The organism is Dactylosporangium sp. NPDC050588 (genome assembly GCF_040654975.1).
GTDB classification, from domain to species: Bacteria; Actinomycetota; Actinomycetes; order Mycobacteriales; family Micromonosporaceae; genus Dactylosporangium; species Dactylosporangium maewongense.
This window is the reverse complement of the sequence record NZ_JBFAJA010000044.1, coordinates 17,528-43,028: the sequence shown is the minus strand read 5'-3', so window position 1 is coordinate 43,028 and position 25,501 is coordinate 17,528. Positions and strand designations below refer to the sequence as shown.

General features: G+C 73.2%; 28 protein-coding genes. 11 read left to right on the top strand and 17 right to left on the bottom strand.

The genetic code is table 11. The features are described from left to right. Positions 1–51: 51 nt before the first annotated feature. A complete protein-coding gene (locus tag AB0I21_RS28695; RefSeq protein WP_360565760.1) occupies positions 52–951 on the bottom strand; it encodes an ADP-ribosylglycohydrolase family protein in 900 nt (299 codons plus the stop codon). Between the two features lie 40 nt (positions 952–991). On the opposite strand from AB0I21_RS28695, the gene AB0I21_RS28690 reads away from it, so the two are divergent. Then, positions 992–1,657, top strand: coding sequence for a class I SAM-dependent methyltransferase (locus AB0I21_RS28690; RefSeq protein WP_360565758.1), 666 nt, complete (start codon positions 992–994; stop codon positions 1,655–1,657). Here the strand turns inward: AB0I21_RS28690 and AB0I21_RS28685 are convergent. The 6 genes from AB0I21_RS28685 to AB0I21_RS28660 form a co-directional block, all read right to left on the bottom strand. After that, positions 1,635–2,057, bottom strand: a complete 423-nt coding sequence (locus AB0I21_RS28685) for a MarR family transcriptional regulator (protein ID WP_360565756.1) — start codon at positions 2,055–2,057, stop codon at positions 1,635–1,637. The genes AB0I21_RS28690 and AB0I21_RS28685 overlap by 23 nt on opposite strands. A 3-nt stretch (positions 2,058–2,060) precedes the next feature. Then, positions 2,061–2,483 (bottom strand): SRPBCC family protein, encoded by a 423-nt coding sequence (locus AB0I21_RS28680; protein WP_360565754.1) that lies wholly within the window; start codon positions 2,481–2,483, stop codon positions 2,061–2,063. A gap of 55 nt (positions 2,484–2,538) precedes the next feature. Then, complete coding sequence (locus AB0I21_RS28675) at positions 2,539–3,690, bottom strand: serine hydrolase domain-containing protein (RefSeq protein ID WP_360565752.1); 1,152 nt, start codon at positions 3,688–3,690, stop codon at positions 2,539–2,541. 78 nt (positions 3,691–3,768) lie between these two features. Then, positions 3,769–4,548, bottom strand: a complete 780-nt coding sequence (locus AB0I21_RS28670; RefSeq protein WP_360565750.1) for an alpha/beta hydrolase — start codon at positions 4,546–4,548, stop codon at positions 3,769–3,771. Then, positions 4,542–5,144 (bottom strand): nucleoside monophosphate kinase, encoded by a 603-nt coding sequence (locus AB0I21_RS28665; RefSeq protein WP_360565748.1) that lies wholly within the window; start codon positions 5,142–5,144, stop codon positions 4,542–4,544. Before AB0I21_RS28665 ends, AB0I21_RS28670 begins: the two co-directional genes overlap by 7 nt. Then, the gene (locus AB0I21_RS28660; RefSeq protein WP_360565746.1) at positions 5,141–5,671 is read right to left on the bottom strand and encodes a flavoprotein; all 531 of its coding nucleotides are present in this window, start codon (positions 5,669–5,671) and stop codon (positions 5,141–5,143) included. Before AB0I21_RS28660 ends, AB0I21_RS28665 begins: the two co-directional genes overlap by 4 nt. Positions 5,672–5,765: 94 nt before the next feature. Between AB0I21_RS28660 and AB0I21_RS28655 the strand changes: the two genes are divergently transcribed. After that, positions 5,766–8,393: an Hsp70 family protein gene (locus AB0I21_RS28655; protein WP_360565745.1), complete on the top strand. Its 2,628-nt coding sequence runs from the start codon at positions 5,766–5,768 to the stop codon at positions 8,391–8,393. A gap of 122 nt (positions 8,394–8,515) precedes the next feature. Here AB0I21_RS28655 and AB0I21_RS28650 read toward each other — a convergent pair whose 3' ends face one another. Further along, positions 8,516–8,728 carry a hypothetical protein gene (locus AB0I21_RS28650; protein ID WP_360565743.1) on the bottom strand — a complete coding sequence of 71 codons (213 nt, stop codon included), beginning with the start codon at positions 8,726–8,728 and terminating at the stop codon, positions 8,516–8,518. A 778-nt stretch (positions 8,729–9,506) separates the two neighbouring features. Continuing rightward, a complete protein-coding gene (locus AB0I21_RS28645; protein ID WP_360565741.1) occupies positions 9,507–9,791 on the bottom strand; it encodes a hypothetical protein in 285 nt (94 codons plus the stop codon). Positions 9,792–11,084: 1,293 nt separating this feature from the next. Between AB0I21_RS28645 and AB0I21_RS28640 the strand changes: the two genes are divergently transcribed. From AB0I21_RS28640 to AB0I21_RS28605, 8 genes are all read left to right on the top strand, one after another. Further along, positions 11,085–11,828 (top strand): ABC transporter permease, encoded by a 744-nt coding sequence (locus AB0I21_RS28640; protein ID WP_360565740.1) that lies wholly within the window; start codon positions 11,085–11,087, stop codon positions 11,826–11,828. 33 nt (positions 11,829–11,861) lie between these two features. Then, entirely contained in the window at positions 11,862–12,893 is a 1,032-nt protein-coding gene (locus AB0I21_RS28635) for a glycine betaine ABC transporter substrate-binding protein (protein ID WP_360565738.1), read from the top strand. Then, positions 12,877–13,668, top strand: a complete 792-nt coding sequence (locus AB0I21_RS28630) for an ABC transporter ATP-binding protein (protein ID WP_360565736.1) — start codon at positions 12,877–12,879, stop codon at positions 13,666–13,668. The genes AB0I21_RS28635 and AB0I21_RS28630 overlap by 17 nt, the downstream gene beginning before the upstream one ends. After that, entirely contained in the window at positions 13,665–14,501 is an 837-nt protein-coding gene (locus AB0I21_RS28625; protein ID WP_360565735.1) for a TauD/TfdA family dioxygenase, read from the top strand. Before AB0I21_RS28630 ends, AB0I21_RS28625 begins: the two co-directional genes overlap by 4 nt. Before the next feature lie 4 nt (positions 14,502–14,505). Continuing rightward, positions 14,506–14,775, top strand: a complete 270-nt coding sequence (locus AB0I21_RS28620) for a hypothetical protein (RefSeq protein ID WP_360565733.1) — start codon at positions 14,506–14,508, stop codon at positions 14,773–14,775. Positions 14,776–14,793: 18 nt separating this feature from the next. Beyond that, positions 14,794–15,216: a glutaredoxin domain-containing protein gene (locus AB0I21_RS28615; protein ID WP_344504118.1), complete on the top strand. Its 423-nt coding sequence runs from the start codon at positions 14,794–14,796 to the stop codon at positions 15,214–15,216. Next, positions 15,213–16,079: an RNA polymerase subunit sigma-70 gene (locus AB0I21_RS28610; protein WP_360565731.1), complete on the top strand. Its 867-nt coding sequence runs from the start codon at positions 15,213–15,215 to the stop codon at positions 16,077–16,079. The genes AB0I21_RS28615 and AB0I21_RS28610 overlap by 4 nt, the downstream gene beginning before the upstream one ends. 92 nt (positions 16,080–16,171) lie before the next feature. After that, positions 16,172–16,930: an SDR family oxidoreductase gene (locus AB0I21_RS28605; protein WP_360565729.1), complete on the top strand. Its 759-nt coding sequence runs from the start codon at positions 16,172–16,174 to the stop codon at positions 16,928–16,930. A gap of 41 nt (positions 16,931–16,971) precedes the next feature. Here the strand turns inward: AB0I21_RS28605 and AB0I21_RS28600 are convergent, their stop codons facing one another. Both AB0I21_RS28600 and AB0I21_RS28595 read right to left on the bottom strand, forming a co-directional pair. Further along, a complete protein-coding gene (locus tag AB0I21_RS28600) occupies positions 16,972–17,676 on the bottom strand; it encodes a hypothetical protein (RefSeq protein WP_360565727.1) in 705 nt (234 codons plus the stop codon). A gap of 9 nt (positions 17,677–17,685) precedes the next feature. Continuing rightward, a complete protein-coding gene (locus tag AB0I21_RS28595) occupies positions 17,686–18,009 on the bottom strand; it encodes a PadR family transcriptional regulator (protein ID WP_360565725.1) in 324 nt (107 codons plus the stop codon). 30 nt (positions 18,010–18,039) lie between these two features. Between AB0I21_RS28595 and AB0I21_RS28590 the strand changes: the two genes are divergently transcribed. After that, the gene (locus AB0I21_RS28590; RefSeq protein ID WP_360565723.1) at positions 18,040–18,789 is read left to right on the top strand and encodes a sulfite exporter TauE/SafE family protein; all 750 of its coding nucleotides are present in this window, start codon (positions 18,040–18,042) and stop codon (positions 18,787–18,789) included. 220 nt (positions 18,790–19,009) lie between these two features. Here AB0I21_RS28590 and AB0I21_RS28585 read toward each other — a convergent pair whose 3' ends face one another. The 6 genes from AB0I21_RS28585 to AB0I21_RS28560 are packed head-to-tail and all read right to left on the bottom strand — an operon-like array spanning position 19,010 to position 25,498. Continuing rightward, positions 19,010–20,125: an LLM class flavin-dependent oxidoreductase gene (locus AB0I21_RS28585; RefSeq protein ID WP_360565721.1), complete on the bottom strand. Its 1,116-nt coding sequence runs from the start codon at positions 20,123–20,125 to the stop codon at positions 19,010–19,012. Further along, the gene (locus tag AB0I21_RS28580; protein WP_360565719.1) at positions 20,122–21,162 is read right to left on the bottom strand and encodes an LLM class flavin-dependent oxidoreductase; all 1,041 of its coding nucleotides are present in this window, start codon (positions 21,160–21,162) and stop codon (positions 20,122–20,124) included. Before AB0I21_RS28580 ends, AB0I21_RS28585 begins: the two co-directional genes overlap by 4 nt. Beyond that, positions 21,159–22,241 (bottom strand): LLM class flavin-dependent oxidoreductase, encoded by a 1,083-nt coding sequence (locus tag AB0I21_RS28575; protein ID WP_360565718.1) that lies wholly within the window; start codon positions 22,239–22,241, stop codon positions 21,159–21,161. Before AB0I21_RS28575 ends, AB0I21_RS28580 begins: the two co-directional genes overlap by 4 nt. Continuing rightward, positions 22,234–23,568, bottom strand: a complete 1,335-nt coding sequence (locus AB0I21_RS28570) for an NtaA/DmoA family FMN-dependent monooxygenase (protein WP_360565717.1) — start codon at positions 23,566–23,568, stop codon at positions 22,234–22,236. Before AB0I21_RS28570 ends, AB0I21_RS28575 begins: the two co-directional genes overlap by 8 nt. Continuing rightward, positions 23,565–24,713, bottom strand: a complete 1,149-nt coding sequence (locus AB0I21_RS28565; protein ID WP_360565716.1) for an LLM class flavin-dependent oxidoreductase — start codon at positions 24,711–24,713, stop codon at positions 23,565–23,567. The genes AB0I21_RS28570 and AB0I21_RS28565 overlap by 4 nt, the downstream gene beginning before the upstream one ends. Then, positions 24,710–25,498 (bottom strand): glutathione S-transferase C-terminal domain-containing protein, encoded by a 789-nt coding sequence (locus AB0I21_RS28560; RefSeq protein WP_360565714.1) that lies wholly within the window; start codon positions 25,496–25,498, stop codon positions 24,710–24,712. The genes AB0I21_RS28565 and AB0I21_RS28560 overlap by 4 nt, the downstream gene beginning before the upstream one ends. Positions 25,499–25,501: the final 3 nt, after the last annotated feature.

Genomic DNA, 25,501 nt, shown 5'->3' with positions numbered 1-25,501 from the left:
CTCCTTCACCGCCATTGACGCCGGCGGTGCCGGAAAGTTTGCATCGCGGTCTCAGGGGGCCGCGACCCAGCCCGGCAGCTGCTCGCGGTGGGTCAGCCAGTCCTTCGGGATGCCGTCGCGGCCGACCGCCGCGGCGACGACACCGCCGGTGATCGCGGCCGTCGTGTCGACGTCGCCGCCGGCCTCCACACACGCCAGGATCGCCGCGCGGTAGTCGGCGAGGTGGGTCGCGGCGGCCCACAGCGCGAACGGCACCGTGTCCTGCGCGAGCACCTGCGAGCCGTTGCCCAGGACGTACGCGGCCTCCGCCACGCCCGCGCCCTCGTCGACGAGCCGGCGGGCCCGCTCCAGGCCGCTCTTGACCTGGCTGTCCACCTGGTACGCGAGCACCGCGTCGAACAGCTCGCCGGGCTCCAGCGGCGCGTCGACGAGCCGCCCCCAGCCCGCCTCGGCGGCCGCGACGGCGACGGCGACCGCGCCGAGGATGCCTTCGCTGTGCGCGTGGGTGACCTCGGCGCTGCGCATCGCGTCGAGCGCGGCGCTGCGCGAGTCCCCGGCGTGGAACGCCCCGAGCGGCGCGACCCGCATCGCGGCACCGTTGCCCATCGAGCCGAGGCCGTCGAACGCGTCCCGGGCCGCCTCCCGCCACGGCACGCCGTCGCGGATCCGGTGCAGGACGACGACGGCACCGCCGCCGTAGCCGCGGTACGGCTCGTACCGGCGGGAGAACGCCGACGCGAGCCTGTCCCGGTCGATGCGCCCGTGCACCGCGAGCTCGTCGACGATCGAGCAGGCCATCTCCGTGTCGTCGGTCCACGGCCAGGCGCCGGGCGGCTCCTTCGCCTCGGTGATGTGGGACAGCGTGGTGCCCGGCACGAAGAACTGGGCGCCGACCGCGTCGCCGACGGACAACCCGTCGAGGCTTTCGTAACAGAGGTCGAGTGAGGTCATATTGCGGGCAATGATGTCACGCAGATGGCATGGTTGCCTGATGTCCGAGGTCACCGCCGACGGCCGCCCCGTCGGTCTCTACGAGGTGCTGCCCGACTGCGGCGAACTGGCCTTTCTCCACTCCAAGGTCCCCCCGGGGGCGGCTATCCTGGACCTCAGCCACTCGGGCGGCCGCTTCGCGAACGGCCTCACCGGACTGGGTCACGAGATGGTGGTCGTCGACGACTCGGCCGCCATGCTGGCTCAGGTCCGCGACGCCCGCACCGTGCAGGCGGACCTCGGCGGCCTGGACCTCGGCGAGCGCTTCCCGGTGGTGCTGGCGGCGAGCGCCCGCACCAACGCCGTCGACGTCACGCTGCGCGACGAGCTGCTCGCCGCGTGCCGCCGGCACGTCACCCCCGATGGCCTGGTCGTGCTGCGCTGGCTGCCGCCGTCGTGGTTCGACATGGCGGTGATGTTCAGCGGCCGGCTCAAGCGAATGGAGATCACGTTCGAGATCGAGTCCTTCGACGGCACAGTCCTGGACAGTCGCAGCACCTACCGTCTCGGCCGCACCACCTGGGAGCAGCGCAACTCGGCCCGCCGCCTCAGCAACGCCGACATGCGCGCCGCCCTCGTCGCCGCCGGGCTGCGCTTCGACCGGCACCTGCGCGGCGGCCGCCAGTTCTTCTCCGCCGTGCCGGTCAGCGACCCGCCAGAGGCTTGAGCGTCCGGACGACGGCGGCGCTGTCGGTACCGGCGAAGAACGCCGCATCGGCGGCCTCGACGACACCGATCGCACGCTGGGCGAGCTCGGCCCCGCGCTCCGTGACCCGCAGCCGCCTCGCCCGCGTGTCGGCGGGGTCGACGGCGCGCTCGATGAGGCCCTTCTCCTCCAGCTTGCGCAGCACCTGCGACGCCATCTTCACGTCGGTGCCGGCGTGCCTGGCCAGCGCCAGCTGGTTGGGCGCCTCGCCGGCCCGGTTGAGCCACCAGGCGCTGGCCAGCAGCACGAACTGCACGTGAGTCAGCTCGAGCGGCCCGAGCGCCGCCGCGATGCCCCGCTGCCAGCGCAGCGTGACGTGCCACAGCAGGAACCCCGGGCTCTCGTCCGGCCGCAGCGCCATCCGCTACACCCCCACCCGCGCCTGCGCGATGAGGGCCGCGACGACGTCCGGGAAGTCGCCGGTGATCGCCGGCCCGAGCCGCGGCCCGACCTCACCGGCGGCCGGCCCGGTGATCTCGGTCCGGTACACGACCCTGGTCCCGCCGGCGGTCCGCTCGATGCGGTGCCCGGTCCGCACGACGAAGTCCCCGGCGTCCATCTCGTCGGTGAACCGCTCCCCCGGCACGACCTCGGTGAGCCGCATCTCGATCGGCTCGTCCTCGCCGGGTGCCGTCATCCGGAACGCGGTCCCGGCCGCGAACGGCCCGTCGATCTCGATCCGCTCGACCCCGGCGTTCCACCGCGGCCACCCGCCGACGTCACTCCAGAGCGCCCAGAGCGCCCCGGCTTCCACCGTGCTGTCGGCCGCGTACTCGTACTCCCACATAGCTCCTCCTTTAGTCTCCGCGTAGATTATCTTCGCGGAGACTAAAGGGCAACGGTCAGAGCCCCAGGAGGGCCGCGGCGATGATGCGCTGGGAGCGGACCGGCTGGTCGCTGCCGCCCATGTGCAGGGTGTTGACGGAGAAGACCAGGCGCGAGGACAGGTCCCGGGTCGCGGCCATCCCGTTGTTGTAGCCGGGGCGGTCGCCGCTCTTGCCCCACAGCGTCAGCGGGCCGACGGGCAGCTTCGTCAGGCCGGCGCTGTACACCGCGTCCTTGTCGTCCGACGGGTCGTCGTTGCCGTCGTACAGCTTGATCCCCGCGGGCACGGTGAACATCTCCGACAGCTGGGGCTCCGGCACCAGCCGGCCGCTGAACAGGGCCACCATGAACCTGTCCAGGTCCGGCGCGGTCGAGACGATCGACGCGGCGGACCACTGCAGCGACGTGTCGGCGCGGGTCACGTCGACCCAGCCGGCGGCGGTCGCCTCGTAGCCGTGGGCGTGCGGGCCGCGGACCTCGACGTCCCGGCCGGGCGCGGTGGTGCCGCGCAGGCCGAGCGGCTCGACGATCCGGCGCTGGATCTGCGACTCCCAGGTGCGGCCGGTGACCTTCTCGATCAGCAGCCCGGCCACGATGTAGTCGACGTTGCCGTACCGCTGCTTCGTGCCGGGCGTGAACGCCAGGGGCTTCGCCGTGTCGATCTGGCTGCCCTCGGCCCACCGGTCGTAGCGGTGCTCCAGGAACCACGCCGACTGCTTGTTGGGGACCTCGACGTGGTTGATGCCGCTGGTGTACGTGAGGACCTGCCGCACCGTCACGGGTGCCGTGCCGGCGGGCAGGAGGTCCGGCAGGTAGTGCTGCACGGTCCCGTCCAGGTCGAGCCGCCCCTCGGCGACCAGCTGCAGCGTGACGACCGCCGTGAACGTCTTCGTCATGCTGCCGATCCGGAACCTGCCGTCCACCGGCACCGTCCGTCCGGTGCGGACGTCGGCGATCCCGGCGGCGCCCTGCCGGCAGCCGCCGGCGTCGTGCAGCAGCAGGAGCGCCCCGGACGCCTCCGCGTCCGGCAGCCCCGCGATGGCCTCCCCCAGCGGGGTCCCGGCGGCCACGGGCGTGCACCGCTCCCCGTGCGTGCCGTGTGCCTGGGCGGGCACGGCCGTCGCGACGACGAGCGCCGCCGCGACGAGTGCGGCACCGAGTGCGCGCATATGCGGTCACCTCCAACGATAGGTGGAAATCTGTCCCTCCCACCCTTTCGCCGCAGATGCCGCACGGGCATCCGGGGTTTACCTCCGCGGCTCCCCGAGAACCGCCCCCGAGAAGCCGTCAGGGTCCTCCACCCACGGCAGGTGGCTCGCCCCCTCCAGCACCACCCTGCGCACGTCGGGCAGCGCCGCCACCAGCGAGTCGACCGCCGACCGCGGCCGCAGGTCCGCGCTACCGTCGACGACCAGCACCGGCACGCGCAGCTCCCGGCACCGCGCGGCCAGGTCCGTCTCCCGCAGCCGCCGCGCGATCTCGGCGTTGATGGCGGCGCCGCACTCCCGGTTGATGTCGAACCACGGCGTCGCCATCGCCTCGGCGTGCGCGACGGCCCGCTCCCGGTCGGGAAACTCTGCGGTCCACAGCCGCACCACCGACGCCCGGTCCCAGCCGCCCAGCACGACGCCGAGGTTGCGCCGGAACGCCGGCTTCCACGTGTCCTCGTCGTCGATGCCCGTGCCGGCGACGTACACCAGCCGCTCAACGCGATCCGGATGCCGCAGCGCGTATTCGAGGGCGAGGTGCGCACCCCACGAGTGCCCGAGCAGCGTGGCCCCGCCGCCCGCGTGCTCCTCGATGACGTCGTCGAGATCCTGGAGGCTCTGATCCAGGGTGTACGGCCCGCGCCGCTCCGACCGTCCGCAGCCACGCTGGTCCCAGCGGACGGTCCGGTGGTGCCCGGCGAACATCGCGGCAAGGTCGCCGGCCATGTCCCACAGCCCGGGCCCACCGTGACAGAACACCAGCGGCGGCCCGTCCCCGCCGACCTCCGTCCACAGTCGACACCCGTCCCGGGTCAGCACAGCGCCGCCTCGACGATCCGCTCCGGCGGCAGGGTCGCGTCGACCGGGTGCAGGATCCCCAGCGCCCGGTAGTGCTCCAGTGCCGGCGCGACCATGGACCGGTAGTTCCGCACTCTCATCACGGCGACTCCGGGGGCGTTGGACTCGGGCCGGAACAGCTCACCGGCGCAGCGGTCGCAACGGTCCGACGGGGCGTCGTCGACCTGCCACACCCGGCCACAGCCACGGCAGACCCGCTGGCCGTCGAGCCTGCGGACGACCTCCGCGTCCGGCAGCACCAGGTCGACGGCGCGGTCGAGGGTGACGCCCCGCTCGGCGAGCCCGGCGGCGTGGGCGAGGCCCCTCGGGAAGTTGGCCAGGACGAAGCCGTCGGGGTGCAGGTGCGGCAGCAGGATCGACAGGTACAGCTCGTCCGGCACGACCTCACCGGCGTTCATGAACCGGCCGGCCTCGGCCGCGAGGGCGGTGCCGGCACGGAACTCCGCCTGCACGGCATCGCGGAGGCTGACGGCACCGACGCCGAGGCGCGCGGCGATCATGTCTGCGACGGCCCACGGGTCCGTGCCGGGGACGCCGATGACGGCGAGGCGTCTCATCTGGGCAGGGCCTGCAGTGCGGCGGTGGCGGCGGGCCACGGGAACGGGGGCACCGGGGTGGTCGGGTCGCTGTCCAGGGGTGGGACGGCGGCGGGGTCGAACAGGACCGTGACGCCCCAGTCGCGCAGGGTGCGCACGCTCGCCAGGAACGCGGGGTGCCGCGACAGGCCCGCGTTGGGGGTGGGGACGGCGATGACCGGGCGGCCCAGGCCGATGCCCTCGTTGAGCAGGCCGAGGGCGAGGGTGTCACTGATCCCGGCGGCGAGCTTGTTGACCGTGTTGAAGGTGGCCGGGGCGACCACGAACGCGTCGGCCGGCGGCAGGACGTCAGGCTCGTCAGGGTTCTTGTACTGCGAGCGCACCGGATACCCGGTCTGCTCACGCAGGGCGTCGGCGTCGATGAACTTGAGGCCGTCGGGGGTCGCGACCACGCAGACGGTCCACCCGTCGCGCTGGGCGGAGGCGACGAAGTCGGGCAGGTCGGCGGCGGGGCGCCCGCCACAGGCCACGACGTACAGCACCGGCATCCGCCAACCCTAGTCGCCTGGACGCTCGTGGGCGGGCACCGGTGTTCCGCGGTGGCGTACCATTCGGCGTCCGGTCCGCTTGTGGGGGTGCTTCGTGCAGGGTCAGGTCCGCTTCGCCGTCGACCTCGGCACCTCCAACACGGTCGCGGTCGTCGACCGGGGCGACGGCACGCCGCGCCCGCTGCTCTTCGACGGCAACCCGCTGCTGCCGTCGGCCGTGTTCGCCGACGCCTCCGGCACCGTGTTCGTGGGGCGCGACGCCGAGCGGCACATGGCGACCGACGCGGCGCGCTACGAGCCGAACCCCAAGGGTCACATCGACGAGGGCCTCATCCTGCTGGGCGACCGCGAGGTGCCCGTCGTCGAGCTGCTCGCCGCGATCCTGCGCCGCGTCGCGGGCGAGGCCGCGCAGACCGGCGTCCTGGCCGGCGGCACCACGGTGCTCACCTGCCCCGCCGACTGGGGCCCGCGCCGCCGCGCCGTGCTGTCCTCGGCGGCCGACATCGCCGGGCTGGGCCGGGTGACGCTGCTGGACGAGCCGGTGGCCGCGGCCACGTACTGCATGCGGGTCCTCGGCGCCCGTGTCGCTCCCGGCCGCGCGGTCGCCGTGTTCGACTTCGGCGGCGGCACCCTCGACGTCACGGTGGCTCTTTCGGGGGGCTCCGACGCCCTGCGCGTCCTGGCGACCGGCGGCCTCGACGACCTGGGCGGCACGGACATCGACGCCGCCCTGGTCGGCCACCTCGGCCAGCAGATCGCCGCCCACGACCCCGACCTGTGGCGCCGCCTGCAGCAGCCGCGTACAGGTGCCGACTTCCGCGACCGGATGGCGTTCTGGTCGGAGGTACGCGCGGCGAAGGAGATGCTCTCCAGAGCCGCCTCCGCCCCGATCCACGTGCCGGGCGTCGACCAGGCCACCCACCTGACGCGGGAGGAGCTGGACCGGGTCGCGGGCCCCCTCGTCGACCGCGCCGTCGACGAGACCCGCCGCGTCCTGCAACGCTCCGGCGTCCCCGCCTCCCAGCTGGACGCGATCCTCCTGGTCGGCGGCTCCAGCCGGCTGCCCCTGGTGGCGAGCCGCCTGCACGCCCGCTTCGGCATGGCCCCCATCGTGCCGGAGCAGCCTGAGCTGCCGGTCGCCTTCGGCGCCCTCCTCCTCGGCAACACCGTCACTCAGGGCGCCCCTGCGGCACACCCTTCCGCCCCACCACCCACCGACCCGCCGCCGGGCTATCCACTCTCTTCACCGCCCGGCTACACGACTTCCACACCCGCCGCGGGCTATCCAGCTTCCACACCGTCTTCTGGTTACCCAGCTTCCACACCGCCTTCTGGTTACCCAGCTTCCGCCCCGCCCGCTGGCTACGCTGCTTCCTCCCCGTCTTCCGGCTACGCGGCCTCTACCCTGTCTTCTGCCTACCCAGCTTCCGGCCCGCCCGCTGGCTACGCTGCTTCCTCCCCCTCTTCCGGCTACGCGGCCTCAACCCCGTCTTCTGCCTACCCAGCTTCCGGCCCGCCCACGGGTTACCAGACTTCCGCCCCGCCTGCCGGCTACGCGGCTTCTGCCCCATCTTCTGGCTACCCGGCCTCGTCACCGTCGCCTGGCTACCCGGCTTCTGCCCCGCCTTCTGACTACGCGGCTTCCACCCCGTCCTCTGGCTACCCGGCTTCTACCCCGTCGCCTGGCTACCCGGCTTCCTCACCGTCGTCTGGCTACCCAGCTTCTGCCCCACCTGCTGGTTACGCAGCTTCGTCACCGTCTTCTGGTTTCCCGGCTTCCTCCCCGCCTGCGGGTTACCAGACTTCTGTGCCACCTGCGGGCTACCCGGCCTCCGGTGCGCCCGGGGCCTATCCGGGTGCTGGACAACCGGCGGGCCATCCCCCCTCGGCGAGCTTCCCTGCGTCCGCACCGCCCGCGGCGTATCAGACCTCCGGCCCCGGGGCGTACGCATCCCCCGCACCGACCTACCCGCCCACGCACGGCGCACCCTCGCAGGCTCCGGCCGCCCTGCAGGCTCCGGCGGTCCAGCAGGCTCCGGCGGTCCAGCAGGCTCCGGTCGTACCGCAGCAACAACGCCCACAGCGCCCCTCGGTCATCATCGGCCCGGGCGTCACCATGCAGGGCAACGTCGCGATCTACGGCGACGAGGACCTCATGCCGCAGTACGCCCGCGAAGACCCGCCGGAGCGTCCCGCAGACCCACCGCCGGCGCCGCCGCCCGCCCGTCCCCGCCGGAGCGGCTCAGGCTTCTCCATCTCCCGCTTCTTCTGGCGCCTCCGTCTCATGGCCGTGCCGCTCATCATCGTCCTCGCCCTGACCCCGTGGGGCCGCGGCCTGCTCAGCGCCGGCCGCGACAAGATCGAGCAGTGGACTGGTAATCCGCAGGCGAGCGCGCCCGCCTCGACCACCCCGACGAAGGCCGCCGCTTCCGCTGCCTCCTCCACCACTGCCGCCGCCCCCGGCCCGACCGCCAAGCTCACCCCCACCTCCGTCAAGGTCGGCACCGCCTCGGTCAAGGTCACCGGCACCGGCTTCGACAAGGGCGAACAGGTCACCATCAAAGTCAACGGCACCCAGAAGATCGTCAAGACCGCCACCTCCACGGGCACCGTCGAATGGACCATGCCGACGGCAGCCCTCACCGAGGGCAAGACCACCGTCGAACTGACCGGCTCCCGCTCCAAGCGTCCCACAAAAGCCACCCTCGAAATCACAGCCTGACTCATGGTGCGGTGACGCTCGCTGTACGTCATCGGACTGGACGATGGGTGTGAGGGTTGGGAGAATGGTGGGGCAGCGCCTATCGGGGGAGGCGGCGCATGTCACGACCGTACTTTTCTTTGTCAGCACCAGATTCCAGCCCACTGGCGACGCTGGGCCCTGTCAGCGGGGAAGCCCGCCGCGCCGCGTCCGCCGCCGAGTGGCAACGCCGCCGCGATGCGAAGCAGCAAGCCAGGGCGGAGTTCGCAGAAGCCCGCGCGCACGGCCTCGCTGCCCGCCACGCGACCAAACTGACCCGCCTCCGCAACGCCCAGATCCTGCGCGAGCTCGACCATCCCACGTCACCGCAGCCGCGCCCGTCTGGACCGCCCGCCGGCCGAGGCGGAGAAGGTGCGGGAGCAGAAGGACGAGCTCCGAGCGGCCCAGCTCCATACCCACCGCGGCCCAGACCGGCCGCCAGCACGCCACTCAGACCAACTACCGCCCCGCTGCCACCCAGACCAGCCGCCGGCACACCACCACCAAGACCAACCACCGCCCTACCTCCACCCGGGCCGGCCGCCGGCACACCATGGCCCGGACCGGTCGCGACCGCCGACCCACAGACACCCAGACCATCGGCGACAACGCGCCCATCACCACCCCATCGGACGTCAGCAGCCGGCTCATCACCCAACCCACCGACTGGGACGCGCCTGTCACCACCCAGCCGGACCTCAGCGGTCGACTCACCACCCCGACCACCAACCACCACCAGCTCGCAGCCACCTGCACCAGTCACCGCAACAGGCCCACCGCCAGCCGCTACGGGTGGGGGCGCGCGTTCGGCGACGCAACCGCGAACCAAGACTGGCGCACAGGCGCTCCGGCCAACTACCGCTCCATCGCCACCGTCATCGCCACCGCCACCCACGGTGGCGCCGATCATCGGACCGCCACCGGCTCGACCGGGTGCCAGCGTCCGTCCGCATCCGCCCAGACCGGCGACCGAAACAGGTCCACCATTGACAGCCGCGGGTTCCGCCTCGGCCCGACCGGTCGTCGACGACCGTCAGCGTTCACCTGCGCCTGCCGCAACCGGCAGTCCACGGTTGCTCGGATCGGCCGTCGCTGTTACTGGTCCGGGCATCGCTGCCGGTTCACCGTCGCGTCATCCGCCGGATTCCGCTGACTCACCGCCACCTCGCCGGGCGGCGTCGTTCGCTCGGCGTGATCTCGTCGGGTTGCCCTCTTCTGTCTGGCGCCGTCGGCCGGGCGAGCCACCGCCGCGATGGTCTTGCGCAGCGGCGAACCACGTCGGCGCTCCACCGTCGTCACGCCCGCCACCACCATCACCACCGCGGTGCGATCGCGCCCAGACAGCTGCGACCGGCAGTCAGCAGCCGCCGCTGTCGTCACACCCCAGCCACCATCGACACAGGAGCTACGACCACGACACTTCCGCTTGCCGGTTTCCGCTCGGCACCTCAGCCACCACCGGCGCCGCGGGCTGCCGACGTCACATCTTCGGCTCGGACCGGCGGCATTGGTGCCGGCCACCACCGGAAGAGCCTCCGCCGCATCGGGGGCTGGCGGCAGCAGTCCGTCGGGCCGCCCAGGTGGGCCGTCCACCTCCGCATGGATCGCCGGCCTGCGTTGGTGTTCGTTCGTCCGCGATGGGCTGGCGCTCGTCGACCACCGCGCGATTGAGCCGGGCGCCGCCGTTGTGGTTCGCTGGGCATGTCACCTGCTCCAAACGGGTCGCCGTCGTCGGCTGGACGCCGGCTGGGCCGATCGTGATCGCCGGGGCCGGGGTCTGTGCCGGCTGGGTGCGAAGTCGGTCGGGCGCGCGATCGATTACGCAAGGCCGGTTTCACGGAGCTGATTGAGGCGAGGCCGGCTGGGCGGCGTCGGTTGTGCAGAGTCGATTGGGGCGTGGTCGGTCGAGGCGGGGCCGGTTCGGTAAGGGGTTGCGCGGAGTCGATTGCGCGGAGCCGACGGGAGCAGGGCCGGTCGGGGCAGGGCGCGGGGTCGGTTGCACGAGCCGGTTGGAGCAGTGCTGGTCGGGGCGGGGTCGGTTGGGGTGGGGTCGGTTGCACGGAGCCGATTCGGCGCGGGACCGGTTGCGCAGGGCAGGCAAGCGCGGGGGTGGTTGCGGGCTGAGGCGGCCGGCGGTCGTGGGGTGTGAGGGTGTGGGGCAGAAGGCCGAGGGCGTGCTCGGTCGAGGTGGGGAGCTCCGTCAGTGGTGGGCTGAGGGCGGGCGTGAGGGTGCTGCGGGGGGTCTGTGGCGGGTGGGCTGGTGTGGGGAGGGCCGCCAGGCGTCGGCGAGGGCTTCCCGACCAGCCACGGGGGCGCTGCGATCACTGACGCGGCTGGAGCAGGAAATGCCAGGCGTCGGCGAGGGCTCCCCGACCAGCGACAGGGGGCGTTGCGATCACTGACGCGGCTGGAGCAGGAAATGCCAGGCGTCGGCGAGGGCTCCCCGATCAGCGACAGGGGGCGTTGCGATCACTGTCGTGGCTGGTGCGGGGAGGGGGCGGCGTCGTGGGCTTTCTGAGCGGTGGTGGGGCGTTGTGATTGGTGCCCCGAGGGGAGCGCTTGATTCTTCTCTACTTATACGATAGGAATTGCATACTTTACTAGAGCGAGGGTTGGGCGGGGAGGGCTGTGGCTGGGGGGTATGGGCGGCGGGTGGGGTTGCGGGTGCTCGCCGTGGTTGTGCTTGGGGTGTTGTGGCAGGTGACGGCGGTGGTCATGGACAACCCGACGTTCATTCCCTCGCCCGGTGCGGTGTGGGGCCGGCTGGTGCAGACCTCCAGTACGCATGACGGGAGTCGGGGGTACAGCGGGCACCTGCTCATCGAGCACCTCGGGGTGAGCCTGCGACGCATCCTCATCGGGTCGGTGATCGGGGTGGCCGCGGGGCTCGTCGTCGGTGTGGTGATGGGGACCGTCGGCTGGGTCCGGGTCGTCGCCGAGCCGGTCGTGACGTTCGTGCGGGCGCTGCCGCCGCTGGCGTACTTCAGCCTCTTCATCATCTGGTTCGGCATCGACGAGACGCCCAAGCTGTGGCTGCTGTCGATCGCCGCCATGCCGCCCGTCGCGGTGGCGACCGCCGCGGCCGTGCACGGGGCGCCGGCCGCGCTGGTCGAGGCGACCCGGGCGCTGGGGGCGAAGCGCTGGCAGGTGACCCGTGACGTGGTGCTGCCCAGCGCGCTGCCCGAGATCTTCACGGGGATCCGGCTCGCGGTCGGCATCGCGTACTCATCCGTCGTGGCCGCCGAGACCATCAACGGCGTGCCCGGCATCGGCGGCATGGTCCGCGACGCGCAGCGGTACTCCCAGACCGACGTCGTCGTGCTCGGCCTCTTCGCCATCGGACTGTCCGGACTGGCCATCGACGCGGTGCTGCGTCAGGCCGAGAACCGCCTCATCCCCTGGCGCGGACGCGCCTGAAAGCACGCCGAACAAAAGAGAAGGACGAACTCCTTGAAACTCCGAAGCCTGATCGCCACTGCTGCCGTCGCGCTGTCCCTGGCCGCCTGCGGCGACGGCGCCGCCAGCGGCAACACCAGCGCTGAGCAGAAGACCATCCGGATCGCGTACCAGGCGTTCCCCAGCGGCGACCTCATCGTCAAGAACCAGGGGCTGCTGGAGAAGGCGCTGCCCGACTACAAGATCACATGGACGAAGTTCGACTCCGGGGCGAGCATCAACACCGCGTTCGTCGCCAAGAGCGTCGACATCGCCGCCATCGGGTCCAGCCCCGTCGCCCGTGGGCTGTCGGCGCCGCTGAACATCCCGTACCAGGTCGCGTTCGTCCTCGACGTCGCCGGCGACAACGAGGCGCTCGTCGCCCGCAACGGATCCAACGTCAACGCGATCGCGGATCTGAAGGGCAAGAAGGTCGGCACGCCGTTCGCGTCGACCGCGCACTACAGCCTGCTCGCCGCGCTGGACAAGGCCGGCATCAAGGAGTCCGAGCTGACCATCGTCGACCTGGAGCCGCAGGACATCCAGGCCGCGTGGACCCGTGGTGACCTCGACGCCGCGTACACCTGGCTGCCGTCCCTCGACGAGCTGAAGAAGACCGGCAAGGTCCTTGTCACCAGCCGCGAGCTGGCCGCCGGCGGCAAGCCGACCCTCGACCTCGGTGTGGTGTCGACCGCGTTCGCGACCGCGCACCCCGACGCCGTCGACGCGTGGCGCAAGGCCGAGGCGAAGGCGCTCGACATCATCGCCGACGACCCGGCCGCGGCGGCCACGGCCGTCGGCAAGGAGCTCAACATCAGCGCCGAGGACGCCAAGCACCAGCTGAGCCAGGGCGTGTTCCTCAAGCCCGCCGACATCGCCAGCGGCACCTGGCTCGGCACCCCGGAGAAGGTCGGCGACCTGGCGAAGAACCTGCTCGCCGCGGCCGAGTTCCTCAAGGGCCAGAAGAAGATCGACGCCGTGCCGGACCTCGCCACGGTGGAGAAGGCCATCTACACCAAGGGTCTCCCGGGTGTCCTCCAGTCCTGAAACGATCGCGGTACAGCACGTCGAGCACCGGTACGGCGAAGTCACCGCCGTCGGCCCGATCGACCTGCACGTGCCGGCCGGCACCTTCCTGGTGCTGGTCGGTGCGTCCGGCTGTGGCAAGAGCACGCTGCTGCGGCTGATCGCGGGCTTCGAGCGGCCGACCATCGGCACGGTGCGCACCGGCGGCGAGGTCCCGGAGCCGGGCCGCGGCGCCGGCCTGGTGTTCCAGCAGCCGAGGCTGTTGCCGTGGAAGACCGTCGGCGGCAACGTCGAGCTCGCGTTGCGGTATGCCGGCGTACCTCAGAAACAACGCCGGCAACGGGTGCTGGAGCTGCTGGAGCGGGTCGGGTTGCACGACGTCGCCGGGCGGCGGGTCTGGCAGATCTCCGGCGGGCAGCAGCAGCGCGTCGCGATCGCCCGGGCGCTGGCGGTGCCGAATCCGCTGCTCCTTCTGGACGAGCCCTTCGCGGCGCTCGACGCGCTGACCAGGGAGCGGCTGCAGGAGGACCTGCGGCGGGTCACCGCGGAGACCGGGCGGACCTGCGTCTTCGTGACCCACAGCGTCGACGAGGCGGTGTTCCTCGGCAGCCGCGTGGTGGTGCTGACAAGCCGCCCCGGCCGGATCGCCCTGGACCTGGGCATCGACCTGCCCCGCACCGGCGTCGAGCCGGACGAGCTGCGAGGGCTGCCGGAGTACGCGGCGCTGCGGACCACCATCGGCCACGCCGTACGGGATGCGGCTCATGAACGAGCAAGTGAGAGGAGCACAGTGTGAAGCTCGACCACCTCGGCCCGCACTTCGGCGCCGACGTGCACGACATCGACCTCGGCCGGGCCACCGACGACGAGCTCGCCGAGGTGCGGGCCGCGCTCGTCGAGCACAAGGTGCTGTTCTTCGAAGGGCAGCGGCTCGACGACGACGGCCAGGTGCGGCTCGGCCGGCGGCTCGGCGAGCTGACCGCGTCGCACCCCGTCGTGGGTGGCGTCGACGAGGCCCACCCCGAGGTGTACGCGCTCGACAGCGCCGACAACGGCTTCGCCGACGTGTGGCACACCGACGTCACGTTCATGCCCCGCCCGCCGCTCGGCTCGATCCTGCGGGCCGTCGTGCTGCCGCCGTCGGGTGGCGACACCAACTGGGCGGACAGCCAGCTGGCCTATGCGTCGTTGTCCGCTCCTGTACGAGCCCTCGCCGACCAGCTGACCGCCGTGCACGACGGCAACCGGGAGTTCGGGTACTACCTGGCGCAGCGCCGCGGCGGCAAGGGCAGCGTGTGGGACGGCGAGGTCGTCACCCGCCTCGACCCGGTCGAGCACCCGGTGGTGCGGGTCCACCCGGAGACCGGCCGGAAGGGCCTGTTCGTCAACCCGGGGTTCACGTCGCACATCGTCGGCGTCTCGGAGGCGGAGAGCCGCGGCATCCTCGACCTGCTGTACGCGCACCTGACGAAGCCGGAGCACATCGTGCGGCACCGCTGGCGGCCCGGCGACGTCGCCATGTGGGACAACCGCAGCACCGCCCACTACGCCAACCGCGACTACGGGACCGCCCACCGCGTCATGCACCGCATCACGCTGCGCGGCGACGCCCCGGTGGGGCCACACTGAGAGCATGCCCCAGCGCGCACTCGTCCCCCTGCTGGCCGCGGTCCTGCTCGCCGGAGGTGGGTGCTCGTTCAAGGAGCGCGTCTGCGGCTCCGGCGAGCACCCGGTGAAGGCCGTCGGCAACGCCACCGGGCGCACCTGCGTCCGCGACGGCACCGACCCACCGGCCGGCTACGTCGACTACCCCGAAGGCAAGGTCCCCAGGTACGTCGACGACGAGTGGGACCGCTACTGGCGCGACAAGGTCGTCGACGAGCACGGGGCCATCGTGTCGTGACGGGTTAGGGTGTGTGCCGTGACCCGTGTATGGCTGGTGCCCCTCGCGTTCGTGGCCATCGGTGCCGTGGTCGTCGCCAACCAGCTCCGGAGCGGCTCCCCGACCGGCGCGGTGGTCTTCGGGCTGCTCTTCGCCGCGATCGGCCTCGCGTTCTCGCCGCTCGCGTTCCCGCGGCACACGCCCGCGGCCGAGGCACAGGCGTCGGGGCGGCCGGTCGTCTACTGGCGGCCCGGCTGCCAGTACTGCCTGCGCCTGCGGCTGAGTCTGCTGGGCCGGGCGCGGCACGCGGCGTGGGTCAACATCTGGCGGGACCCGGACGGCGCCGCCGCGGTGCGGGCGGTCGCCGACGGCAACGAGACCGTGCCGACCGTCGTCATCAACGGCTACGCGCAGGTGAACCCGTCCCCCGCCACGGTGCGGCAGCGTCTCCAGCCACGGTGAGCGATCGGCGGGTGACGTTCGAGGCGCTGACCGGCCCGCTGCGTGGTGAGGTGCTCGCACACTGCTACCGCATGCTGGGCTCGTTGCACGACGCCGAGGACGCGGTGCAGGAGACGTACCTGCGGGCGTGGAAGGCGTTCGAGCGGCTCGCCGACCACGACGGGGTGCGGCCCTGGCTGTTCCGCATCGCCACCAACCGCTGCCTCACCGCGCTGCGGCGGCGCGGTCGCCGCGAGCTGCCCGCCGACGCCCAGGGTGAGCCGCTGTGGTTGCAGCCGCTGCCGGACGCGCTGACCGGGATCTCGGTGGAGCTGGCGTTCGTGGCCGCCCTGCAGCACCTGCCGCCGCGCCCGCGGGCCGCGGTCCTGCTGCGCGACGTGCTCGGCTTCTCCGCCGCGGAGACCGCCGGCCTGCTCGGCACCACGGTCGCCGCCGTCAACAGCGCCGTCCAGCGGGCGCGGGCGGCCCTGCCCGCGCCCGAGCCGGTGGCCGCCGGTGACGTGGCGGCGGTCGCCGGCGCGTACCGCACGGCCTGGGAACGCGGCGACGTGGACGCGATCGTGAGCATGCTCGCCGGCGACGCGAAGTATTCGATGCCGCCGTTGCCCGAGGTGTACCGCGGCGCCGCGGCCATCCGCACGTTCCTCCTCGCCGGTCCGGCCCACCACCGGTGGCGGTTCCTGCCGGCCCGGGCCAACGGGCGGCCGGCCTTCGGCACGTACCTGCTGCGGGACGACACCTTCGTCGCGGCGAGCATCGACGTGGTCACGGTGCGCGGCGACCAGCTGAGCGACGTGGTGTCGTTCCTCGACCCGACGCTGTTCCCCGCCTTCGAGCTGCCGTCCACGCTCGCCGTCCGATGAGCAGCGCCGGCCGATGAGCGGCGCCGTCCGATGAGTTTGGCCGGCCCGCGGAGTTGTACCGGTGACAGGTACACCCACGGGAAGGAACCAGCATGCTCCTCGCAGGCAGGAACGCGATCATCTACGGCGGCGGAGGCTCGGTCGGCGGCGCCATCGCGCGGGCGTTCGGCCGGGCGGGCGCCCGGGTGTTCCTCACCGGCCGCACCCTCGCCACCCTGGACGCGGTCGCCGCCGACGTCCGCGCCTCGGGCGGGGCGGCGGACACCGCCGTCGTCGACGCGCTCGACGAGCACGCCGTCGACGCCCACGCGGCGGCGGTCTCGGCGGCGGCGGGCCGGATCGACATCGCCGTGAACGTCATCGCCGACGCCGACGTCCAGGGCAACCCGATGATCGACATGACCGTCGAGGACTACCTGGCCCCGGTCGTGCAGTCGGTGCGCTCGAAGTTCATCACCTCCCGCGCCACCGCCCGTCACATGGTCCGCGACGGCCGCGGCGGCGTCCTGCTGTTCTTCGGCGGCGCCGGCGACCCCCCGCGCGACTTCCACCTCGGCGGCCTGCAGGCGGGCTTCCAGGCCGTCGAGCACATGCGCCGCCAGCTCGCCACGGAGCTCGGCCCGCACGGCGTCCGGGTCCTGACGCTGCGCACCGGCGGCCTGCCCGACTCGATCCCCGCCGGCGCCCCGGCCCGCGAGGCCATCGAGAAGTCCATCACCGGCCAGACCCTCCTCGGCCGCGCCGCGACCCTGGCGGACGTCGGCGACGTCGCGGTGTTCGCCGCCTCGGACCTGGCCCGCACGATGACCGGCACCGCCGTCAACGTCACCTGCGGCGCCATGCTCGACTGACAGTGCGCCCGCCCCGGCTCGGGCCAGGAGCCGGGGCGGCGTCAGCTGGTGATGCCCAGCGCGCCCGTCCGCAGCACGTCGTCCGCGCTGCGCAGGAGGCGGTGGCACAGGTCGGACTCTTCGGCCCAGCCCTGCCAGACGTCGGCGTCGTCGGGGATCCGGGCGCGGAGGTGCTCGAACGAGCGGTCCGGCACGGGCGTCCCGGTGATCCAGTCCACGACGGGCGAGTCGCTGACGGCCGGGTCGGCGGTGCGCAGGACGTACCCCAGCGCCACGGCCTCGGCGCGCAGCCGGTCCGCCGAGATCAGCCAGCCGTGGTCGCCGGCCAGGACCCGGTCCAGCGGCCGCGGCAGCACGACGACCCCTTCTCCGCACGCGGCGAGCAGGTGGTCGAACGTCGCCGCGCGGTCCGGCAGGCGGTCATACGCCTGGTACAGCCCCGGCCCGTACGGCGGGTCGGCGGCCGGCGCGGTGCCGCGGACCGCGACGTGCCGGGCGAGCCAGTCGAGCCGGTCGGACCGCCGGGCGTGCGACGAGTACGCGCCCATCGACGCGCCGAGCAGGCACGGGTCCGTCCCCGGCGGCAGCGGCGGATCGATCTCGGCGACGGACCGCGGCTCCCGGTGCGGGGGCAGCCCGTGCCGCTCCAGCGTGGCGTTGACGGCGTCCAGGAACTGCCGCCGCTCCTCCAGCGGCCGGACGGTCTCGGCGCAGAGGAACAGCCCGACGCCGACGTCGAAGCCCACGCCGGCGGCCTACCGTGCCGCGGTGCCGGCGAGGACGGACTCGACGCCGGTGAGGAAGGTGTGCCACTCGGCCTGCTTCGTCACCCGGGCGCGGCGGCCGTCGGGGGTGAGGGAGTAGACGCGGCGGCGGCGCGGGACGGCGTGCTCCCAGTGGCTGACGACGAGCCCGTCACGTTCCAAACGGTGCAGCGCCGGGTAGACGGTGCCCTCCGGCAGGTCGAACGCGCCGCCCGACCGCTCCCGGAGGGTGGCGATCAGCGCATAACCGTGCACCGGGCCGGCGTCGGCCAGCACGGTCAGCAGCAACAGGTCGAGGTGCCCCCGCACATCCATACCTAGAGAGGCTAGGTATAAGATCGGTGGATGTCAACGGTGTTCCTGCTCCTCGCCGGGGTGGTCGGCGGGGTGATCGGCACCGCGGGCGGGATCGCGTCGCTGGTCGCGTTCCCGGCGCTGCTCGCCGCCGGGCTCGCGCCGGTGCAGGCCAACGTCGCGAACACGGTGGCGCTGATCAGCGGGGCGGTCGCGGCGTCGGCGGCGTCACGGCAGGAGCTGCGGGCGCACCGGCGCGGGCTGCCCGGGTGGGCCGCGCTCGCGGCGGCCGGTGGCACCGCCGGGGCGGTGCTGCTGCTGGTGACGCCGGCGGACGTGTTCGCGTGGATCGTGCCGGTGCTGGTCGCGTTCGCCGCCGTGCTGATCCTCGTCCGCCCCGTCGCCGGTTCGCCGCCCCGCGGCGGGCGGCCGGCGCGGCCCAGCGGCAGGACGTGGCCGGTGGCGGTCTTCGCGGTCGGCGTCTACAGCGGATACTTCGGCGCCGGGGCGGGCATCCTCACGCTCGCCGCCGTGCTGCACCTGGTCGACGCCGACCTGGTCCGCGCCAACGCGGTGAAGAACGCGCTGACCGCCTGCGCCGGCGTGCTGCCCGCCGTGGTGTTCGTGCTCGCCGCCGACGTCGCCTGGTGGACGGTGGTGCCCCTGGCGGCCGGCACGACGATCGGCGGGGCGATCGGCCCCGCCGTCACCCGCCGCCTCGACCCGAAGGTCCTGCGCGCCGCCGCGGCCCTCATGGGGCTCGCCCTCGCCGCGTGGCTGACCCTGCGGGCGGCACGCTGACAGGGCCGCATGAGGTCCGCCCGCACGGCGGCCCAGCGAGCGGCGCGGCCGTCGTCGCCCTCACGAAGGCCGCCCGCGCCGTCGCCCCTACGAAGCCCGCCCGCGCCGTCGCCCTCACGAAGGCCGCCCGCGCCGTCGCCCCTACGAAGCCCGCCCGCGTGGCCGGCCCTGCGGGCGGCACGCTGACCGGGTGCCGGACGGCCGGGCGCCATGCGGCGGATCAGGACTCGGGGCGCCCGCCGTGCCACTCGCGGGCGAGCAGCTCGAAGGAGCGGACCCGGTCCGCGTGGTCGTGGGTGATCGTGGTGACCAGGAGCTCGTCGGCGCCGGTGGCCCGCCGCAGCGTGCGCAGCTGGGCCGCGACCGACGCCGGATCCCCCACGAACTGGGTGTCCAGGCGGTCCTGGACGAGCGCCTGGTCCTCGTCGGTCCACGGCGCCGCGGCCGCCTCCGCCGGGGTCGGGAACGGGATCGCGCCGGCGCCGGTGCGGATGCTGCGGACCCAGTGCCGGTACGGCGACGCCAGCTGCTTCGCCACCGCCGCCGAGGGGGCGACGACCACGTCCGCGGAGACCACGACGTACGGCCGGTCGAGGACCCCGGGACGGAAGGCGGCACGGTAGGCCGCCACCGCCTCGAGGACCGCCGCCGGGGCGACGTGGTAGTTGGCGGCGAACGGCAGCCCCCGCTCCCCCGCCACCACGGCGCTCTGACCCCCGCTGGAGCCGAGGATCCACAGCTCGACCTTCGCGCCCTCGCCGGGGGTGGCGTGCACGTCGAGTCCGTCGCGGGTGTACGTGCCGGCGATGAGGGCCCGGATGTCGTCGACCACCTCGGCGAAGTCCGGCGACTGCGCACCCGGCTGCTGCAGCAGCCGCGCGAAGAGCGCGAACCGCGGCTGGGCGACCAGCCGGGAGAAGTCGAACGCCGGCGGGATCAGCAGCCCGTCCACGACCTGTGCGGGCCGGGCGGCGACAGGCGTGGGGGCGAAGGAGCCGCGCTGACCGGAGCGGCCCAGGCCGAGGTCGAGCCGACCGGGGTGCACGGCGTCGAGGAGGCCGAACTGCTCCACCACGGACAGCGCGGTCTGGTGGCCGACCTGCACGGCGCCCGAGCCGACCCGGATCCGGTCGGTGGCCGCGGCGATGAGGCCGATGAGCACGGCCGGTGCGGCGCTGGCGACGCCGGGCGCGAAGTGGTGCTCGGCGACCCAGAAACGGTGGTAGCCGAAGGACTCGGCGCGCCGGGCGAGGTCGATCGTGTTGCGCAGCGCGGCGCCCGCGTCGCTGCCGGAGCTGATCGGGGACAGGTCGAGGATGGACAGGGGCACGGTCATGACGGCACCGCCGGGGTGGGGAACGGGCGACTCGGGATCTCGCGTCGCAGTACAGGAGCGACCTCGGCCTGGAAGAGCTCCAGGGAGCCGCGGTGTTGCTTGTCGGTGAGCCCGTCGGCGTCGGCCTGGACGTGCATGACCTCGTGGCCGAGGTGGACGTGGTACCGGTGGACCTTGTCGATGATCTGCTGCGGGCTGCCGACCAGGAGCGAGCTGCGTTCGATCGCGTCCTCGATCGTGTGGAAGACCGGCTCGACGCCGACCCGCTTGAAGGTCTCCAGGCGGGCGTTGAAGATCGGCCGGTACACGGAGACGGCATCCTGGGACCGTTCGGCCACGTACAACCCGGCGGACCCGGCGCCGACGAGCGCCTTCGACGGGTCGTGCCCGTGGAATGCCAGCCGTGAACGGTAGTGGGCGACCAGGTCGGCGTAGGGCTCGACGGGGTTGGTGACGTTGGCGGAGAAGAGCGGGTCGCCGTGCAGGGCGGCCAGCTCGACGGACGCCTTGCTGGTGGCGCTGCCGTGCCAGATGCGGATCGGCTGCTGCAGGGGCCGCGGCCAGGCCTCGGCCTCCGAGAGCGGCGGCCGGAAGCGGCCGGACCAGGTGACCTTGTCCTCCCGCCACAGCCGGGTGAACAGCTCGTACCCCTCGCGGTTGCGGTCCCACTGGTCGTCCGCCGTGACGTGGAACAGGCGGGCCTGCGCGGCGCCGTTGCCCTTGCCGACGATGAGCTCCAGGCGGCCGCCGGACAGGTTGTCCAGGGTGGAGTAGTCCTCGAACGCGCGGACCGGGTCGAGGAGGCTCAGCGTCGTCACGGCCGTGAAGAGCCGGATGACGCTGGTGCGGGCGGCGATGTGGCTGAGCACGACCGGCGGCGAGGAGGAGATGAAGGGCCGCTCGTGGCGTTCGCCGACGCCGAAGCCGTCGAAGCCGAGCTGCTCGGCGAGGACCGCGTTGTCGACGACCTCGCGCAGCCGCTCGCGGGCCGGCTTCCTGCCGTCGGTGACGATGAGCGTGATGGCGAGGAACTTCACCGCAGCACTCCTTCGGCGAACGTGTACGCCTCTTCCAGGTGCGGGTAGCCGGAGAGGATGAACTCGTCGATCCCGGCCGCCCGGTATTCGGCGATGCGGGCGGCGACCTCCGCGTGGCTGCCGACGAGGGCGGTGCCGGCGCCGCCGCGGACCAGGCCGATGCCGGCCCACAGGTTGGGGGCGACGACGAGCCGGTCGCGGTCGCCGCCGTGCAGGTCGAGCATCCGGCGCTGGCCGACGGAGTCGAGGCCGCGCAGGCTCTCCTGCCGCTCGCGGATCGTCTCGTCGGACAGTCCGTCGATGAGCCGCTCCGCCGCGGACCAGGCCTCGCCGGCGGTGGCCCGGGTGATGACGTGCAGCCGGATCCCGAAGCGCACCGGCCGTTCGGCGGCGGCGCGGACCGCGGCGATCTTCTCCGCCACGAGCGCGACGGGCTCGCCCCAGGTGAGGTACACGTCGGCGTGCCGGGCGGCGAGCTTGACCGCGGCCGACGACGACCCGCCGAGATACACCGTCGGCGTGACCGGCGGCGGCTCGCGCAGCAGCCCGCCCTCGATGTCGTAGTGCCCGCCGTGATGGTCGAAGCGGGACCCGGACCAGGCGGCGCGGACCACGTCGAGGAACTCGCCGGCGCGCTCATAGCGGGCGTCGTGGTCGAGCCGGTCGCCGTAGCCGCGCTGCTCGGCGGCGCTGCCGCCGATGACGACGTTGAGCAGCAGCCGCCCCTCGGACAGTCGCTGGAACGTGGCGGCCATCTGCGCGGCGAGGACCGGGGTGATGAGCCCGGGCCGGAACGCGACGAGGAACTTGAGCCGCCGGGTCTGCGCGATCAGCGCGGCGGTGGTGAGCCACGCGTCCTCGCAGTGCGCCCCGGTCGGGGTGAGCACGCCGGCGTAGCCGAGCTGGTCGGCCGCGCGGGCGATCTGGGTCAGGTGGTCCAGGGTCGGGGCGCGGAACGTCGAGGAGCGCGGCAGCGGGGCGGCGTCCTGCGCGCCGATGATGCCGCCGTGGGTGCCGGCGCCGACGGTGTGGTCGTCGCCGCCCGTCGGCAGGAACCAGTGGAAGAGCGGGTCACTCATGTCGCAGCCCGAGGTGGCCGCGCAGGGTCGTGGTGGTGTAGTCGGCCCGGAAGACGCCGCGCTCCTGCAGCAGCGGCACGACGCCGTCGACGAACTCGTCGAGGCCGCCCGGCACGAGGTGCGGCACGAGGATGAACCCGTCGGCCGCGTCGCTCTGCACGAACTCGTCGATGGTGGCCGCGACCGTGGACGGGGTGCCGATGAAGGTCTGCCGGCCGGTCACCTCGATGATGAGGTCACGGATGCCGAGCCCCTTCTCCTCCGCCAGGGAACGCCACTGCCGGGCGGTGGCCAGGGGGTCGTCGAAGAGGCGGGTGCGGCCCTTGATGATGGAGTCGTCCTCCAGGACCGGGTCGAAGACGGGCAGCGGCCCGTCGGGGTCGTGGTCGCTGAGGTCCTTGTTCCACAGCTGTTCCAGCAGCAGGATCGCGGTCTGCGGGCTGACCTGCTGCCGCCGGATGTGGTGCGCCTTCTCCGCGGCCTCCGGCTCGGTGGCACCCAGCACGAACGTGCTGGCCGGCAGGATCTTCAGCTCGTCGGGACGCCGGCCGAACTTCGCCATGCGGCCCTTCACGTCGGCGTAGAACGCCTTGCCGGCCTCGAGGGTGCCGTGCCGGGAGAAGATGGCGTCGGCGTCGCGGGCGGCGAACTCGCGGCCGGGGTCCGAGTCGCCGGCCTGGATGATGAGCGGCCGGCCCTGCGGCGTGCGCGGCACCGTGAAGTGGCCGCGGATGTCGACATGCTGTCCACTGTGGATGAATGCGCCGGGGTCGCCGGTACGGGTGAAGGCCCCCGACACACGGTCGGCGACGACCTCGCCGTCGGGCCAGGTGTCCCACAGCTCGCGCGCGGTGTGCAGGACCTCGGCGGCGCGGGTGTAGCGGTCGGCGCGGTCGAGGTAGCCACCGCGGCGGAAGTTCTCGCCGGTGAACGCGTCGGAGGAGGTGACGACGTTCCAGCCGGCCCGGCCGCCGGACAGGTGGTCCAGGGACGCGAGCTTGCGGGCCAGCTCGTAGGGCTCGTTGAAGGTGGCGTTGACGGTGCCGGTCAGCCCGAGGTGGGTGGTGACGGCGGCGAGCCCGCCGAGGACGGTGAGCGCGTCGGGCCGGCCGACGACGTCGAGGTCGTGGATGCGACCGCGCTGCTCGCGCAGCCGCAGGCCCTCGGCGAGGAAGAAGAAGTCGAATTTGCCGCGCTCCGCGGTCTGCGCGAAGCGGCGGAACGACTCGAACGCGATCTGGCTGCCGGCGGCCGGGTCGCTCCACACGGTCGTGTTGTTCACGCCCGGGAAGTGCGCCGCGAGGATGACCTGCTTCTTCCGTGTCATGCGGTGACCTCCGTGCGGGCGTACCGGTTCCGCGCGGCGGGCAGGCCGAGGTGCCCGCGCAGGGTGGTGCTCGTGTAGCCGGTGCGGAACGCGCCCTCGGCCCGCAGCAGCGGCAGCACCTCGTCGACGATGGCCGTCAGGTCGGCGGGCAGCACCCCGGGGCGCAGCCGGAAGCCGTCGATGCCGGCGTCGCGCCACGACAGCAGCAGCGCGGCCAGCCCGGCGGCGTCACCGACGTGGATGTGGGCGTCGCTGGTGTACGGGCCGCCGTCGAGCTCGTCGAGGCGGGCCTTGCGGTCCGGGTCGAGGAACACGACGACGTCGGCGAAGACCCGCGCCGGCCGGGCGGCGGCGGCCAGCGCGGCGGCCTCCTCGACGGATTTCGGGGTCACGTAGAGGATGTCGGCGCCGAGCCCGTAGCCGAGCGGTGTGTGGGTGAGGGCGGTGACGACCGGCTGGCCCTGCGGCGGGCGCGGCGTGATCGAGGGGCCCTTGACACTGAAGTGCCGGCCGCTGAAGTCGATGTAGTGCAGCTTGTCGCGGTCGATGAACCGGCCGGTGGCGACGTCGCGGATCTCGGCGTCGTCCTCCCAGCTGTCCCACAGCCGGCGGACCACCTCGATGTGGTCGGCGGCCTCGGCGAACAGCTCCGCGATGAACGCCTGCGCGGCCGGCTCGGCGTACGCGGCAAGGTCGAGCTCGGGGAACTCGCGGCGGCCGAAGTGCGCGGCCTCGCCGGCCCGGCCCGACACCTGCACCCGCCAGCCGGCGCGGCCGGTGCTCAGGTGGTCGAGGGTGGCGAGCTGGGTGGAGACGTGGAACGGCTCGGTGTGGGTCGTGGTCACGGTCGGCACCAGCCCGATGTGGGTGGTGACCGGCGCGACCCTGGCCGCGATGAGCAGCGCGTCGAGGCGGCCCTTGACGTGGTCGGCCCGCCCGTCGAGGCCGTCGAGCCGGCCGGACTGCAGGCCGAGGGAGTCCTCGATGGTGACGAAGTCGAGCTTGCCGCGCTCGGCGATGCGGACCAGGTCCAGCCAGTACCCCGGCGAGAACAAGGCATCGGGGGAAGCCGAAGGATCGCGCCAGGCGGCCGGATGCCACCCGGCCCCGTCCAGCGCGACGGCCAGGTGCAGCTGCGAGGTCATGCGACGGCCCCTTCCGGGCGGTGCGCGGGGGCGTCCCAGTCGAGCTGATCGTTGCCGGGCGCGTCGAACGCGGTGAAGTCGGTCGTGTCGCGGAAGGCCGGCACCGTGTACAGGTCCCGGGCGTAGGCCCACAGGTGGGGGAAGGCGGCGAGCCCGGCGCCGTAGCGCACCAGCGTGACGTACAGGCGGATGTCGGCCTCGGTGATCTCGGGGCCGACGAGGTAGCGCCGGGTCGCCAGCCGCTCGTCGAGGGTGCCGAGGGCGTCCAGGAACGCGGTGCCGCCGGGTGCGCCGCGGTTGACCGCGGGGCCGAGCCACGCGTCGAGCTGCTCGATCTCCTCGCGGTGCGCCGCCGGGTAGGTGTCGATCACCGGTGTCGCCAGGTGCCGGAACCGGGTCGCGAGGTCGATGCCGATGCCCTTGCAGTCGTTGCTGAGCACCACGCCGTCCGTGCGGTCCCACAGCGTCGGGACGGAGACGTGCCCGTCGAAGTCCGACTCGGTCGCGTCGTACGCCTGCCGCAGCAGCGTGAACCCGTTGACCGGGTCGGGGCCGTAGCGCTCCCGGAAGGCCCAGCCGCGGCCGTCGCGGGCGTTGTCCACATAGGACACGCTGACGACGTCCCGCAGGCCGGCGAGCGCGTGCGCGATCGTCACGCGCTGCGACCACGGGCAGAACCAGCCCGCGTAGAGGTGGTAGCGGCCCGGCGGGGCTCCGGGATCCACGTGACCGGCGAAGCGGTACAGCGGACGGGGGTCGTCCGGGTCCTGGGGAATGCGGTACACGCC

Bases quoted from the DNA above. Each gene is read 5' to 3' on its own strand.
- AB0I21_RS28620 (WP_360565733.1), top strand. From the start codon at position 14,506: ATGCCCCAGCGCGCACTCGTCCCCCTGCTGGCCGCGGTCCTGCTCGCC.
- AB0I21_RS28660 (WP_360565746.1), bottom strand. From the start codon at position 5,671: ATGCCGGTGCTGTACGTCGTGGCCTGTGGCGGGCGCCCCGCCGCCGAC.
- AB0I21_RS28690 (WP_360565758.1), top strand. From the start codon at position 992: ATGTCCGAGGTCACCGCCGACGGCCGCCCCGTCGGTCTCTACGAGGTG.
- AB0I21_RS28595 (WP_360565725.1), bottom strand. From the start codon at position 18,009: ATGGATGTGCGGGGGCACCTCGACCTGTTGCTGCTGACCGTGCTGGCC.
- AB0I21_RS28680 (WP_360565754.1), bottom strand. From the start codon at position 2,483: ATGTGGGAGTACGAGTACGCGGCCGACAGCACGGTGGAAGCCGGGGCG.
- AB0I21_RS28675 (WP_360565752.1), bottom strand. From the start codon at position 3,690: ATGCGCGCACTCGGTGCCGCACTCGTCGCGGCGGCGCTCGTCGTCGCG.
- AB0I21_RS28565 (WP_360565716.1), bottom strand. From the start codon at position 24,713: ATGACCTCGCAGCTGCACCTGGCCGTCGCGCTGGACGGGGCCGGGTGG.
- AB0I21_RS28605 (WP_360565729.1), top strand. From the start codon at position 16,172: ATGCTCCTCGCAGGCAGGAACGCGATCATCTACGGCGGCGGAGGCTCG.
- AB0I21_RS28650 (WP_360565743.1), bottom strand. From the start codon at position 8,728: ATGGTCGAGCTCGCGCAGGATCTGGGCGTTGCGGAGGCGGGTCAGTTT.
- AB0I21_RS28590 (WP_360565723.1), top strand. From the start codon at position 18,040: ATGTCAACGGTGTTCCTGCTCCTCGCCGGGGTGGTCGGCGGGGTGATC.
- AB0I21_RS28665 (WP_360565748.1), bottom strand. From the start codon at position 5,144: ATGAGACGCCTCGCCGTCATCGGCGTCCCCGGCACGGACCCGTGGGCC.
- AB0I21_RS28585 (WP_360565721.1), bottom strand. From the start codon at position 20,125: ATGACCGTGCCCCTGTCCATCCTCGACCTGTCCCCGATCAGCTCCGGC.
- AB0I21_RS28575 (WP_360565718.1), bottom strand. From the start codon at position 22,241: ATGAGTGACCCGCTCTTCCACTGGTTCCTGCCGACGGGCGGCGACGAC.
- AB0I21_RS28570 (WP_360565717.1), bottom strand. From the start codon at position 23,568: ATGACACGGAAGAAGCAGGTCATCCTCGCGGCGCACTTCCCGGGCGTG.
- AB0I21_RS28695 (WP_360565760.1), bottom strand. From the start codon at position 951: ATGACCTCACTCGACCTCTGTTACGAAAGCCTCGACGGGTTGTCCGTC.
- AB0I21_RS28685 (WP_360565756.1), bottom strand. From the start codon at position 2,057: ATGGCGCTGCGGCCGGACGAGAGCCCGGGGTTCCTGCTGTGGCACGTC.